Origin of the sequence: Halorubrum lacusprofundi ATCC 49239 (assembly GCF_000022205.1) — an archaeon.
GTDB lineage: Archaea > Halobacteriota > Halobacteria > Halobacteriales > Haloferacaceae > Halorubrum > Halorubrum lacusprofundi.
The window spans coordinates 398,466-412,267 of sequence record NC_012028.1; the positions used below are offsets into that span (position 1 = coordinate 398,466).

14 protein-coding genes are annotated in these 13,802 nt (G+C 60.7%); 3 read left to right on the forward strand and 11 right to left on the reverse strand.

Annotated elements, in window-relative coordinates; all coding sequences use genetic code 11:
• The first annotated feature begins 23 nt into the window (after window positions 1-23).
• Window positions 24-503, forward strand: coding sequence for a helix-turn-helix domain-containing protein (locus HLAC_RS19645; RefSeq protein ID WP_015911573.1), 480 nt, complete (start codon window positions 24-26; stop codon window positions 501-503).
• Window positions 504-522: 19 nt separating this feature from the next.
• Window positions 523-822, forward strand: coding sequence for a transcriptional regulator FilR1 domain-containing protein (locus HLAC_RS19650; protein WP_049933854.1), 300 nt, complete (start codon window positions 523-525; stop codon window positions 820-822).
• A gap of 376 nt (window positions 823-1,198) precedes the next feature.
• On the opposite strand, the gene HLAC_RS15505 is transcribed toward HLAC_RS19650, so the two are convergent.
• Window positions 1,199-1,459 (reverse strand): HalOD1 output domain-containing protein, encoded by a 261-nt coding sequence (locus tag HLAC_RS15505; protein ID WP_014053112.1) that lies wholly within the window; start codon window positions 1,457-1,459, stop codon window positions 1,199-1,201.
• 121 nt (window positions 1,460-1,580) lie between these two features.
• On the opposite strand from HLAC_RS15505, the gene HLAC_RS15510 reads away from it, so the two are divergent.
• Window positions 1,581-1,841 carry a PhiH1 repressor gene (locus HLAC_RS15510; RefSeq protein ID WP_014053111.1) on the forward strand — a complete coding sequence of 87 codons (261 nt, stop codon included), beginning with the start codon at window positions 1,581-1,583 and terminating at the stop codon, window positions 1,839-1,841.
• Window positions 1,842-1,843: 2 nt separating this feature from the next.
• Here the strand turns inward: HLAC_RS15510 and HLAC_RS15515 are convergent, their stop codons facing one another.
• The 10 genes from HLAC_RS15515 to HLAC_RS15560 all read right to left on the reverse strand — a co-directional run bounded on the left by HLAC_RS15515 (window position 1,844) and on the right by HLAC_RS15560 (window position 13,799).
• Window positions 1,844-2,413, reverse strand: a complete 570-nt coding sequence (locus HLAC_RS15515) for a hypothetical protein (RefSeq protein WP_014053110.1) — start codon at window positions 2,411-2,413, stop codon at window positions 1,844-1,846.
• Window positions 2,410-2,778 (reverse strand): lipase chaperone, encoded by a 369-nt coding sequence (locus tag HLAC_RS15520; RefSeq protein WP_014053109.1) that lies wholly within the window; start codon window positions 2,776-2,778, stop codon window positions 2,410-2,412. The genes HLAC_RS15515 and HLAC_RS15520 overlap by 4 nt, the downstream gene beginning before the upstream one ends.
• A gap of 96 nt (window positions 2,779-2,874) precedes the next feature.
• A complete protein-coding gene (locus HLAC_RS15525) occupies window positions 2,875-3,204 on the reverse strand; it encodes a DUF8158 family protein (RefSeq protein WP_014053108.1) in 330 nt (109 codons plus the stop codon).
• 230 nt (window positions 3,205-3,434) lie between these two features.
• Entirely contained in the window at window positions 3,435-3,764 is a 330-nt protein-coding gene (locus tag HLAC_RS15530; protein WP_014053107.1) for a DUF7558 family protein, read from the reverse strand.
• Window positions 3,764-4,054 (reverse strand): DUF8069 family protein, encoded by a 291-nt coding sequence (locus tag HLAC_RS15535; protein ID WP_015911575.1) that lies wholly within the window; start codon window positions 4,052-4,054, stop codon window positions 3,764-3,766. The genes HLAC_RS15530 and HLAC_RS15535 overlap by 1 nt, the downstream gene beginning before the upstream one ends.
• A 219-nt stretch (window positions 4,055-4,273) precedes the next feature.
• On the reverse strand, window positions 4,274-4,714 hold the full coding sequence (locus tag HLAC_RS15540; RefSeq protein WP_015911576.1) for a DUF8030 family protein: 441 nt from the start codon (window positions 4,712-4,714) through the stop codon (window positions 4,274-4,276).
• Window positions 4,715-4,788: 74 nt separating this feature from the next.
• On the reverse strand, window positions 4,789-6,042 hold the full coding sequence (locus HLAC_RS15545; protein WP_015911577.1) for a phage NrS-1 polymerase family protein: 1,254 nt from the start codon (window positions 6,040-6,042) through the stop codon (window positions 4,789-4,791).
• Between the two features lie 357 nt (window positions 6,043-6,399).
• Window positions 6,400-9,429, reverse strand: a complete 3,030-nt coding sequence (locus tag HLAC_RS15550) for a TraM recognition domain-containing protein (RefSeq protein ID WP_014053229.1) — start codon at window positions 9,427-9,429, stop codon at window positions 6,400-6,402.
• A complete protein-coding gene (locus HLAC_RS15555) occupies window positions 9,422-10,549 on the reverse strand; it encodes a DUF8128 domain-containing protein (protein WP_014053228.1) in 1,128 nt (375 codons plus the stop codon). The genes HLAC_RS15550 and HLAC_RS15555 overlap by 8 nt, the downstream gene beginning before the upstream one ends.
• Window positions 10,542-13,799 (reverse strand): VirB4 family type IV secretion system protein, encoded by a 3,258-nt coding sequence (locus HLAC_RS15560; RefSeq protein ID WP_014053227.1) that lies wholly within the window; start codon window positions 13,797-13,799, stop codon window positions 10,542-10,544. The genes HLAC_RS15555 and HLAC_RS15560 overlap by 8 nt, the downstream gene beginning before the upstream one ends.
• Window positions 13,800-13,802: the final 3 nt, after the last annotated feature.

The window sequence follows — 13,802 nt, forward strand, 5'->3', positions numbered from 1 at the left end:
GCTCACCCTACTAGTACTCGCTAATGGACCAACCCGATCCTGCCGAGTTGGAAGCGCTAATCGCAGACCGGTCGGGATTTCTGCGTCTCCTCACCGCAGCCCCACGTTCAAAACGTGAGCTTACCGAACTGTTGGACTGTTCGCGCTCGACGATTGATCGAGTACTGCGCTCGCTCGCTGACGCATACCTCGTTGAGTATCGAGACGGGGAATGGCACGCAACCGCGGCCGGGGTGTGTGCATATCGCAAACACGACGAGTACGCATCGTTTCTCAGTGATCTCGCCGACGCAGCGCCAATTCTCGCTGCGCTGCCCACCGAAACGTCTATCGACGACGCGTTTCTCGAGGGATCAACGGCGCATATTGCGGAGGAGAACGTCCCGGATGCAGTTCTTGACCCAATGCTTCAGTCAGTCCGTGAGGCCTCCCTCGTTCGAGGATTCGCGCCTAAGGCCCTTATCGGCTCAGCGATGGACTTCTACGACGCTGCCGTTAGGTGATGGATACGAACTGGAATTAGTGCTCGATGGGGACGTATTTGACCGGTTGTACGAACTCCAGCCTCAAGAAACGAGAGAAGCTGTCGAGGATCCAGACGTCATGCTGCTTCGTGGGGCAATCCCATACGTGTATGGACTGTGGATCGTCGATGACACGGCAGTGGGTATCGTCGTCTACACCGAAAAAGGAATTCAGGGCTGTATACTGAACGATACTGAGACCGCTGTCGGCTGGGGGGTTGAGCAGTTAGAGTCGGTGAAAGACACTGCCGAACCGATTATATTTCGGGGCGGTCGAAACCCCGTCTTACACAAGTGACAGCAGTACTCAGTCAAACGACGATATCTGACCAGCCATTGTGATCAGAAGATAGCGTTTTCTACACCACGTACTGAAAAGGTGTAACTGCGAGCGACGCGGAGGGCGGCAGCGGCGAGCGGGGCGGGCCGGTACGTACACACCTGTCCAGCCGACCACGTCGCTCGATGGGGAATCGACAGTCCTGGTGGACTCAGAAAGGGCGAGGCCGCCTCGGCCGTCCCCCGACCCCGCAAGCACCGCAGGCACGAGGCGCGCAGCGGCGTTCTCGTGAGCGAAGCGAACGAGGGCCAGCGAGACGCAGTCTCGCGCGGTCGCGGGACGTCGAGCGGTCGAGGGCTTTCGAGAACATTCCCTGTCTCCGCAACGAACGTCGTTATTCGTCGACGCACTCGGACTCGTCCTCGACGATGACGTCGACACCGTCCAGTGAGACCTCGAGCGGAATTCCTTCGACGGTAAACTGGACGGTGATGTCCCCATCGGATGAGGAAACCAACTGTTCGAGCGCATCGACATCCACGTAATCGTGGAGCTGATAGGCGTCGTCTTCGAGCCCACATGTCTCCAGTGTCTCGATGATTTCGACGACGAGGTCATTCGGTCCGCCCGAACTGTCCGTTGGAGGAGAATGCATCTGAACACTCGGGGCTTTGGATGACAGACGTTTAAAACGTTGGGGGTCAACCACAGAAGCGTAACGCTTTGCTACTTGACTTAGCGCATTTGGGATAGCGTCGGCGCAACCACAGGCGATTATGCGCTTTGACGCCGACTGGATGTCACGCGCCGATGATCGCATTCTGGAGCATCTTGCTGAAGAGGGCCCCGATACCCCGAAGGAAATGGCTGACAGTGACCGCGTCCGGTTCTCTCGACAGCACATCAACGCCCGCTGTAAAACACTCGTCACCTACGGTCTCCTCGTTCATCTCGGAAACGGTGTCTATGATATCACTCAGAAAGGGAAACAGTATCTCGCCGGCGAACTCGACGCTCGTGACCTCGAGGGCGAATGAACCTACTCCTCTAGAAGTGCTACCAACTGGGCGACGTATGGGCTGTTGTCCCAGCTCCGGTGGGGGCTGATCACGCTCAGTAGCGTTCGCGCCTCCTCGTGGGTCATATGGCCGTTCCGGGCGTAGTCGCAGATGAGCCGCGGTGTCGGGACGATCCGCGGGCCCTGTAGCACGGCGTGGATGAGCGGGAAGTTCGTTCCACCAAACTCGTCGGTGAGAAAGCCGTCGACGTCGAGCGCGTTCGAGAGGACGATGCCATCAGTTTCGCCGTCATCGAGGCCGAACGTCGGTCGCGCGTCCGGGGTGTCGTCGCGCGCATATGGATCTTCGACCGTGTAGTGGCCACGGGCCGCGAGGACGTTACTCGCGGCTGCGGCGTGGATGTCCTGATACTGCGTGATGTCGCGGAGTTCTGCGACTACTTCCGGAGGGACGACCACGTCACAGGAGGTGAGCAGGTATTGGAACGGGTCGGGAACATCGGTACCGATGGCTGCATCCGCACGGGGCACCGCGAGACTGACGAGCGCACTCGTGTCGGCGACGACTGTTCGCAGTCGTGGACCGCTCATCGATCGTCGTCGACCGCGGTGTCGACCGTCGTCACATCCCCATCGTAGACGTCGACGTCATTGGGGGTAGCGAGATCGAGTGGTTCGTCCTCGAGATCTGCTTTGAGGAGGCGGAGTCGCTGGGCGGTCTCGGCGCCCACCAGTTGTTTCACCGTCTCGAACTCGAGTTGGTCGTCATAGTACTTCGTCGCAACTAATTCCTGGAACGTCTCGCTGTCGGCAGTGTCTTCGATGTACTCCCGGATAGCATCGACGAGGAGGTCCGTCCGGTCTTTGTCGAAGAGATCGGCGATGGCATCGAGCCGGTCGACGAGATACTCCGGCGACTGGAAGTGAACCCGTCGGGGATCGTCGCTTGCGCTCATTGTATGTGCAAGTTTTGCACACAGCCGGATAACGGTTTCGGCGTATGCACAGAGCTTGCACAGTAACGCCCATGGAACAGGAAGGGTTTACGCCGCTCAGCCGTCGTCCTGTGCGTTCAGTTCGTCGAGGAACTGGCCAGCGGTCGTCCCGATACGAACACCGTCGACGTTGCGTACCTCGAGGTCCTGAGTGGCGGTCCGGAAGGGCGTGCCGTCGACAAGGACGCGGTGAATGACGGTCCGGACAGGGGCGGTACCGTACCTGTCGACGACAGTCGCCATCTGTTCGTCGAGATGCCCGTCGTGGTGATCCGTACGGGGATGCTGCGCGCGCTCGAATACGAGTTCGACCACATCGTCGACGGATGCGTGCTCGGGATTCCCGGTTCGTTCACGAACGTCGTAGAGGCCCTTGGAATCAGACATCAGCACTCACCCTGGGGTGTCCGCCCCAGTGTCAGTCGTCGATGGCTCCAGTCGTCGCTGCTGGCGAATCCCAGCAAGGGAATCTTCGAGCGTAATCGAGGACCTGCAGCGGGGAAGTCCATATCATTCTGGATGTCGTCCCCGGTGTTCAACGTACTGGGACTGCGTAAGTCCGTTACATCCGAGAGTGTAGGACGCGATCACAGGTAGTGCTACGCTAAAACAGTGCCTCAACAGTCGGCAACGAGATGTTCCTCGAGGTCGCGCGTCCAGTACGTCGCGAGGCCACCAGGGCTACACCGCTCGCACAGCTGCAATGGGCCTTCGAGATGACCGAGTTCGACGCGGAAGCGCGTCAGCGCCGCGAGGGCGTCGACGACGAGCCCACAGCCGTCGCAGGCGTAGTGATTGCGTTCGTCGGGATCCAGTTCCGTCTGGATCGCACAGTCGACACAGATGGGGTGAGTGACCCGCTCGTCTTCGCCCCAGGTATGCGCCTCGCCACTCTCGGTACCGGGCGGGGCGTCACAGAACGCACACCCTGTGAGCGTCTGCTGCATCACTCGCCCTCCACGTCGGCGTCGCGACCGGCTGTCCAGCCACGGTGGAAGACGGCCAACTGCCTCGCCGAGTCGAAGCTAGTGCCACTCGGCTCGTGAACGAGGACGCGATCCTCGGGAACGGGTGTGACGACGTCCGCGTCGATGAGGTCGTCAACCAGGCTGCGGGCTGTCGCGTCGTCGACGTCCGCGGTCGCGACGCTCGCGGCGTCACGGTCCTGGGCGAGCAGTGCTTTCTCGAACAGTTCGTAGTCGGCACTCGTGTCGTCGTGAGGGTCGGGACCAGCCATGATGGGTCACGCAGCACTCATGGTCGCGCGCTGCACGGCTTGCGGCGCTGATAAACAGCTACAGCCGGCAGTGTCAGTCCGGTCGCGGATCGCGATAGCCGATAACGGTAACGTCGTGGAGGAACAGGGCGGTGGGCGGGGGTTGAGGACATGAATTCTGGAACGTCGTTAACCAACACTGCGCCAGGACTGGCCCTGAATGTTGGTTAAGGGTGTCGGTTATGGAGTCTGGAGTTCCCGAACTGGCTTCACGGTGAACGTGTTTGGCTCGCTGGCTGCTGCTTCTCGTGTGCGCTCCGGCGGTGAGACTGCCGACCGAGTGACTTTGGTGATGAGCTCGTCGCGAACGGTCTCTCGAGGAACGGTAGTCTCGTGCCAGCCAAGCCGGCTGTCGAAGTGCCGCTTCTGAAACTGCTCGCCGACGTCGTCGACGGCGACGTACTGCGTACGTTTCGTCCCCCACACCTGCTGGGCGACGACGACGGCCCCCACCTGTTCGTGAGTCAGTTCGACGAGGACACACTCCACGAGCGCGACGAGCGACGCGTGATTCCGGTCGCTCGGGATCGCCACCTCGAGGTCCGCCCACGGAGCCTCCCCGTCGGAGTTGGTTGCTGCTTGCTGTACCGTCTGCGTCTGGGTCGTACGTTCCGAAGCCATCGTTTATCGGGGGCACGTGATGCGCCCCGCCACCCCCTGGCGGGGGCGACAGACGTGCCGTTGCGGTCGCGTCGCTACTCGAACCGACCGCCGAATAATCGACTCAACATAGAGGATGACTCTGACTCAGCACCGTTCTCATTCGCAGTAGAGACGTGCTCGCCCTGGGACTCTTCTTCCCGGCCACGGGTAGCGAGTTCGTCAGTGAGTCGCTCGATCTCCGCTTCGAGAGCGTCGATGCGCTCGGTTTTCTCCGTGAGTGTCGCCTCGAGTTCGTCGACGCGCTCGCTCAATAGCCGATTCTTCTCGGCTAGATACGCGCGACTCCGTTCCGAGTCAGCAGCGCCGACGTCTGGAGACGATCCGCCGGGGGTGTCGTCCGCGGTATCGTCGCCGGCGTCCGGGTCGTAGAACTCCGACGTGGTCGCAATCGCTCGCTCGATGGTCTTCTCCCCGTACGTCGACCCGTCAGCGTAGTGGACCTCGTCCCACTTCTCCCGAAGCAATCCCGACTGCCGGAACAGCTGCTTCATCTGCGTCCGGTCGCCACCGGTCCAGAACGCCAGCAGACAACACAGGGCCATATCGGCCTCGGACTGACTGTCGTAGCCGACCGTATTCCCGTTCCAGAGCCGCTCGAACTTCTCGCCGTTCGACGCGTTTCGCGCTTTCTCGAGGAGGTCCTCATCCTCGAGATCAACGTCGACGTCGGCTGTCCCGGTCGCCGTTGACTGGTCGTCAGTGCCATTCCCCGGCTCGGACTCGGATGCTGTGTCACGCTCGGTGTCCTGGACGTACTCGCGGTGAATCGCTGTGAGCGCGTCCTGTCGACGTGCAACGCGACCGAGAGTCTCATCGACGTGGTCGCCAGTGACGGTGAAAAAACGTGCCGTGTCGTACAGTTCGACGCTCCCGCGACGGTTCCGTCCTTCGGGAAGTTCGCCGGTGATCAGGACGTGATAGCCGGTACCGGACGGCGATACCTCCGTATAGGAGTCGAGTCGCTTGATGATGTCTTGTGCGGCGTCGTCGACGTCGCCCGTTTCGGGATCGCGGCAGTCGTCCAGGTCAACGCCGACGATGGGATCGTCGTCAGTGAATACGAACCCGACACCATCAGCGTGCTCCGTCTCGGTGTATTCGAGTGCTGTCTCGAAGGCATCCCACGTCTCGGGGTCTGTCGACGACGCGAATCCTCCTGTCCCTGGCGTCACCGGTACTTTCGTCGGTTTACCGTCGCGTGTTTCTTCCCGCCAGCACACCCACTGCTCGCGTTCGCGTAACGTCTCCGGGCACTCCGAGACAGCAAGTGGTGGCTCATATTCCATCCTCTTCCCTCCCAATGAGCACCCAGTGAGTCACCTCACTCTCTACATCACTATCCTGATAGAAGTCCTCGCGACCGGTGGGCTGTCCAGTACTCTGTCCAACGGGTGCTACCCGTTGTATACTAGTTGGTTTTGACCCGTGGTTTGCCCTGAACACTACTCCAGTCTTGCGATTTTCCCCTGAACATTCATCAATTCTTTGACCTGAACGCTTACTTTGCCCTGAACAAATCATGCTACAATCCCGGAATCGGGGGTTAGGGTGGTTATAGCGGGGTGATTGGGATATCGGTGATTGTTCAGAGTTGATCTGTGTGCCACCCCATTGAATTTTACCCATAATTCTGATAGTTCTCATTATTCAAGGAACTGTGATCCCGCTGGCGTCAGGTCGACACCGGTGTAGACAGTCACCAGATCGTCGCCGTCTCTGACCCGATCATTCTCATACTCGACGACGTTCGCGAGCTTTCGACCGAACCAACTCGCATTTGTCCCCTCAATATCGTGCTGGTCAGTCCAGGCCGAGTACGCCTGAAACAGCGTTTCCTTTGGCACCTGGGCTCCCTCAGCTTCTCTGATGTACATCGCTGCGAACGCCTCGATGCCGTCACCACTCGGATCGATCTCCACCGACCCATCTGAAGGTGCGGTAGACTCCGTCGATGGAGTCTCCTCACCGGAATCCATCGATATTGTGGCCTGTGCGTGCTCACTGGTGGGGGCGTCCGGCCACAAGTCCTCCTCGTCTGGGCTCTCGGAGAGTGTATACGATTCTCCCTGTTGGAATACCGTAGGAGCACCGTCCTCCGGAAGCAGCAACACGACGTAGCTGTCACGCGAATAGTCCGCATCTGGGAGTTCGACATCGGGAATGAACGGTCGCTTGATCGGCGTCCACTCGGCCTTGAACTCGTCTTTCGAGTCAAAGACGCGGGTCTCTCCGGGTTTATGGACGGTGTACTGCCCGGTTTCGTGGTCGTAACTGTAGTAGGCCGGGACGCCGTCTTTCGAGAGCGCCCCCTCATCTGGAACGCGGGCGAATTCCGTCTCGCCGTCTGACAGCACACGCTCACCATCGTCGCGCGTCCAGACTGTCCGATTTGTGTCGGCCGTCCGGGGCCGAACGGCGGTTACCCCACCGTGGGCGGTCGCCCCACCGCCGAAGGTCACGATCTCATCGCAGTTGTAGAACTGCTCGGTGCCGTCCGCCCGCTCTCGCAGCGGCGGCGAGAGAATATTCTCGAGTCGCGTCGCCCACTCGGTCTCAGGATCGCCAGGGCGGACGACGAAGAGCGGGACGCGATCTGCGTCGTGCGCTCGTTTGAGGTTCTGCAAGACTTTCGCGGGTCGGTCAGGCGTCGTCGTCTCGGCCTCGATGTTGAACACCACGTCGTGGTCTGGGTGCGTCGCGGTGGCGTCGGGTTGCTCGCTCCCGTCCTGTTCGAGAATATCAACACTGAACCCACGCTCGGTGAGCGCCGTCTCAGTATCCATGAGTACAGCATCGTGGCTCATTCCTCCTGCCGATCTAGCAGTCCCCGTTTCGGGCTGCACCTCCGTTTCCCCGTCGTCGGAGAGCCGCGCCACAATCTCGCCGTCCTGTAACTCGACATCGATTAACCGCGACGCGTCACGCACGTCCGGTAAGTCCTCGTACTCGTAGTCGATCTCAGCCTGACTATTCTCGAGGCGTGTCGAGAGTTCCTCGTCGATGGCGACGATGTCCACCCAGCCGTTTGCCTCGCGGGCGTTCTCTCGGATTTGAACGGCACGAATCGCCTCGGCCATCGTCTTGTCCAGAATCTGTGTCGGATTCGCTGCCTCGTTGGCGTCGCTGTAGATGAGGTTCTGCATGATCTCCGCGTCGGTAAGCGGGTCGGTTCCATACCGGTCTAAACTCGCCTCGATGATGTCGTCGACCGAATCGGCCGACCGCAGTGGTGGATACGGCGGGAACGTTCGGAGGAGCACTGGCTCGGAGTACCGACCACCCTCCAGTGGGAGTTTCGTCCAGGCCTGGTACTGGTCGGTCGAGATGAGGTCTTCGGCCGTGTAGTCGCGAAAGCGCTTCATCAAGAGCTGGGCGTCGTCGACGTCGTTCACGGAGAAGGCGATGAGGTTGTCGCAGTTGTTCTGCATCGCCTTGCGCGTGTCCTCACCGAACTGTGAGGGATACTGCGACGACAACGTCACGGAGAGGCGCATCGACCGGGCACGAGCGAGCATCGACTCGATGTCGAGGTTGTCGCTCGCGATGTCGTCGAACTCGTCACAGAGCACGAAGTACGGATCTGGATCGGTATCGCGTTCGTACGACCGTTGTTGGATGGCGCTCCAGAGGTTTCGCATCACGCCGAGTGTGACCATCTTCTTGATGTCCGTGTTCTCGACGGGCGTACGGACGATGACGATCCGGTCGTTGTCGATGATATCACGGAAGTCGATGGTACTCTCGCGGTGGGCAATGATCCGCCGGATGACCGAGTTTTCGACCCACGACTTGATGCGTTTGAGCAGCGGCCGGACGGTTTCGTCGTCCATCCGCGCGATTTCGAGACAGAACTCCCTAACGTAGGGATCGTCGACGTCGAGGGCGAACTCTTCGCGGCGCTCAGCGTGCAACAGCGTGAAGTACATATCGATCACCGAGAACGGCTGGTCGGACTGCATCATTGCCCGGCCCATCGACTCGGTGATCGACTCCATGTTGATCCCCCAGTACTCGTCCGTATCGAAGATCGCTTTGAGGTTCTCGATGCGATTCTCGATCTCGTTTTCACGCTCTTCTTCGGTTTCGCAGTCGGGAACTTCGAGGAAGTTCAGCCCGACCGTCTTGTCGTGTTCGGATGAGCCGGGTTCGATCCAGACAACATCGTCGAGCCGGTCTTCAGGGAGCATCCGCAGGAGTTCCCGAGAGTCACGGCCCTTCGGGTCGAAGTAGACGAATCCGTACCCTGAATACGCCCACTGGACCATCATGTTCAATAGTTCCGTCGTTTTCCCGTAGCCGGTGGTGCCGGTGATCCAGATGTGCCGGAAGAGCGACTCAAACTGGAGCGGTGCTTCACGGAACCCTCGTTGGGCGTCCTCGTCGTAGCCGATCCACAGCGGCGATGGTGCTGTATCGACGCCCGATTCGAGCATCTCGCGGATGTATGAGCCGGCGACAGTGCCCTCATTTTGCGTCTCGGTGATGACGGGCTTGCTCCCGACGTAGTCCGTGTTCTGTTCGGTGATGTCGTACGTTTCGCCAAGCAGTGACTGCGGGCCCGGACTGGTCTCAGCCATCGGGCCTGCGTCACTCTCTGCTGACTCGTCCGAGGCAGCGTCTGCATTCGACGCAGCGTCTTGGTCGTCGTCGCGACCGAAGAAGCGATCAAACACGATCCTTCCCTCCTTGTCTAGCCGATCGATCGCCAGAACGGTGTCTGGCTGCTGTGTCGTCGTACTGATCCGTATCAGCAGGAACCCGATCGCCACGCTGGGTGTAGCGCCAGTCGATGTTCGGCGTCTCGATCTCGTTGTTCGGGATGTGGGCGACGCCGGCGAGTTCGTCGACGGTCATGATCATCCGGCGGTCGGTCCACTCGCGGTCGGCCATCCGGGCGACGTGCTGGCGGAGTTGGCTCGCACGCTTGCTCTCTTTCCGATGCCACACTGGTGTATCGTCGAGGCCCTGTTCGGTCATGGCGTTGTAGTACTTTCTGAACATCCCGGCGACCCCACGGGCACGCGCTTCGGCTTCGTTCTTGTCCGTGGAGGCTGCGAGGACGCGGATGTTGACGTGGAACGCTTGCTGGCCACGCTGCTGTTCGATGGTTTTGGCGGCCTGCTTGTCCTTCTGGCTCGCTGGCCGCGTTTGGGGATCGAGCCATCCAACTGATGTTCCTTGCCGGAGTGCGTGGGCGAGGTCGTCGACGCTGTTGTGCTTGAACCGGTCGCCGTCCGTCCAGGACTGTTTTGCGGGCCGGAAGACGACTTGCGTGACGACCGTGCTGTCGTCGAGTGAGAGCATCTCGCTCGTGATTTCGCCGTAGGGGTCCGTCGCCCATTCGTCGCTGTTGTGGTGACGAATCGGGTAGTACGGGAGCTTCTCCATCTCCAGCCACGCACCAGCGACGTACTCGTCGGGGTCGATAACGGGGAAGGCAGCTCCACCGTCGACGGGGAACACTTCGCTGTTGGCGTAGTTGTTGCCGACGCGGCGGCGGAACTTGTCGGCGGCCGCCTCGGTCGCGGCGTGCATGAAGAATTTGACCTTCCCCTCGTCGAACCAGACCTCGAAGGAGTGGTGGTCGCTCGTGTTCTTCCCTCGGAAGTTCGTCGTCACGTCGTGGACTGACTGGAGCAGGCCGGCGCCGTCGACGACGCCCTGATTCTCCTTGAACGGCCGAATCCGAAGCAGAATCCCCGGCGCGCTCTCAGGAGGCTGGACGAGTGGCTCGTCGATCGGGAGCTGTGTGGCGTCGTACTGCGGGTCGCCACCCAATAACCCATCAAGCATCGTCGCTCACCTCGTCGTCGGACTGGCGTGCGTCCTCGCCGCTGTCAGCGAGCGCAGACGACTCCGCCGTGCCGTTTCGCTGTGCGTTCGCAACAACTGCGTCGACGATCTCCGCCTCGGAGAGTTCTCCGTCAAGCAGTCGCGTGGCTTCTTGCTCGCAGAGGTCGTAGCGGCTGGTCAGCGCGTTCATCTGCGCTTCGTTCTCCACGAACGCGTCGAAGTCGACCAATTCCTCAGACTGCTCGCTGATGGCCTGCTGGATGAACTCCTGATCTGCTGGTTCGTAGTCAATGACGCGCTTCTCGAACGGATCCGCAACGATGTGCAGTGGGTAGGTCCCGTGTTCTTCGACACGGACGAGTGCCTGACTGTAGCCGAGGTCCTCCTTCCCAGCGTCGGCACCACGGACGTACTGTCGCTGCTCGCGCGTCAGTCCGATCTTGTCGGCCGTCTCGTCGTCCAGGTCCGGCAGTTTGTGGAAGACCTTGATCGGGCACATCCCGAGAATCTTCTCAGCCTGGTCGGTCTCGTAGAACTCTTGGGCCGTCTGGGAGAGCAAGACCATCCGGAGGCCAGCGTGGCGCTGGTGGCGAAACGCCGTTTCGAGGAAATCGAGATTCGCCTGGTCCTCGAAGAGATAGTGCGCCTCGTCGATGGCGAGTTCGACGTTCCGGTCGGTCTTCTTCGCCTGCTGGTAGACCGTCGAGAGGAGCAGTTGCATCAGGAACGTCTGGCGGTCGATCCCTGACGCACTGCCTTCGATCTGTCCGAGGTCGATGTAGACGACTTTGTTATCGCCCTCGAGGATGTCGACCTCCGAGCGCTCCGCGAGGTTGTCGTACGACCCACCCTCACGGAACGGCTGGAACGCAATTGCGAGTTCATCGGCGTACGCTGCGGCGCGTTCGCGAGCGGATTCGGACGCGGCGATGTTGTGCTCGTCGGGGTTCTCCGCGATATCGGCGAGAATCCGATGGATGTCGGTCATCGTCGGCGAGTTTTCTGGGGTGTGCGTCGTGACGTCGTCCTCGACGACGCCTGCCTGGCGGTACGTCTCGTCGATAACGTAGGAAAGAACGCCCGTTTCGGTCCCGAGGTCGATGTCGCGAGCGGTCAGGAAATTCTCCAGAACGGCGTACACTTCGTCTTTCTTCGCCGACAGCGGCGAGATGCCATCATCGGCGTCGAGGACTTCCTGCGGCGTTTCACGGATCTCCAGCGGATTCAGCTGTGTGTCGCCACCCACGGAGATCGTCTTCGCGTTCAGCGCGTCGGCGATGCCTTTGAATCCGCCGACCGGATCGATCATCACGAGCATCGTGTCCTGCTGGCGTTTCATCATCCGGAGGTGGCGCATGATGTCGCCGAACGTCTTCCCGGCGCCGGGCATCCCGACGACGAGTTCGCTGTGGCCGGTTTCGAGGTCCCACGGGTTGATCTGGACGGGTGAGCCGTTGTGGCCATGGTAGCCGTATTCGACGCCCTCGTCCATCATCATGTAGTTCGAACTGAAGGGGAACATCGCACCCACCGCTTGATTCGTCAGCGTCGACATTCGGTCGCGACCGAGTTCGTTCGCGCCGAGCGGTGAGACAGTCGCCAACCCCTTCTCCTGCCAGCGATTTGCGACCTTCAGTGTGCAGTTCGCTGGGGCGTCCTTGACGATGGAGCGGAGACGCGTCGTCTGGGTATCGAGTTCCTGCTTGCTCTCGGCAGAGAGGCGGATGAAGACGCCGCCACGGTAGAACGACGCCTTGTTCGCGCGGACGAGCGACCGCATGAACTTCCCACGGTCGATATCTTTCTGGAGGTCCTCGGCTTTCAGGCTGTTCGAGTCGTGCTGATTGACCTTCAGATCCGAAATCCAGTCGGCCATCATGTCTTCGGCCGATTGACTGTCGAAGGGGTCGAGATGGATGCTGATGTCCGTGTTTAGGTCGGTCTCTAGCAGGAGGCGCTCGAATATCCCGTCAGCTGGCTCTTCGGGGAACTGCTCGATCCAGAACGTCCGGACGTACGTGTCGTCGTTGATGACGGCATGGGTCGCCTCCCAATCGACCGTCGACGGTGCGATCACCGACTGGTGGAGCGTCGACGTATCGTCGAGCCGATCTGCAGCGGACACATCGGCCGTGTCGTCTGAACCTGTCTCTTCACCGCTGTCGTCCATCGCGTCGACGACGTCGTCCGGGTCGGGGGTTGTCGGTACGTCGTCGCTGATGCCGTGGGCGACGACCGGGAACGTGCCGATTGCGTCAGTGATCTCGCCGTACTCTTCGGTGTGTCCCGTCCAGTATTCCTTCGTCACGCGGGTGAGGTCGTAAGCGTCGACTGGGCTCATCGAGCAGCGATAGAGCGACGACCCACCGCGGCGGAGCTGTCCCAGCCGTGATTCCAGCTTGTCTTCTTTGAGGCGGTCGCGTTCGGCGTCCGAGAGGCCGTCTGATTGGAACCGCCCAAACACACGACCCAGGACAGGGATGTCGGCGAGGTAGGCCAGGACGCTATCGCCGGTTTCGTTGAGTTGCTCGACGTCAGCGTCACGAACGGCGGTGATGATGTAGTATTCGCGGATGGTCGTAGCCTCGGAGTCGATGTCGCCGTTCTGATCCGTGTTGGTCGTAATGTACTCGTCGAGCAGGCGCTTGAGGACGGGCCGTGATCTGACGTCGGCGTCGCCGAGACGCCGCTGGTGGTCGCGGACAACGTCGTCCTGGTCGACCTCGCGGCTGGTGATGTAGAACTTCACCGGGAAATCGATGGTCGCGTTGACGAACTCGGAGAGTGAATCCACGGCTTTCGCCCACGCGTCGTCGTCTTCGAGGGCCATGTTCGCTGGCTCGACTTTCATCGCCCCAACAAGCGCGCCGTCTGACCGCTCGATGGCGTGCGGGAAGACCTGACCAACACGGGTTAGGTAGCGGACCTCGCTGTTGTCTTCGCCGTGGGTGTACTCCTTGTTCTTGACTGCCCAGCCGAGCCGTGCAGCCAACCACTCGGTAAGCCATAGGTAGGACGGTTTGACCTTGTGGAGGACGCCGAGGACGAGCCCGAGCATGAGGCCGAACCCGAGGACAGGAATCGTGAAGGTGGCTGGAACCAGTGCTGCGCCGATGAGCGTGACGAACGCCACGCCGACGAACAGCATGATCTCGCCAATCGTGTACCCCTGGAAGAAGGCGGTCGTGCCGCCGAGTGACTGATGGATGCGTCGGGCGCTGTACTCCTGGTCGTCAGTGTTTGTACTCATGAA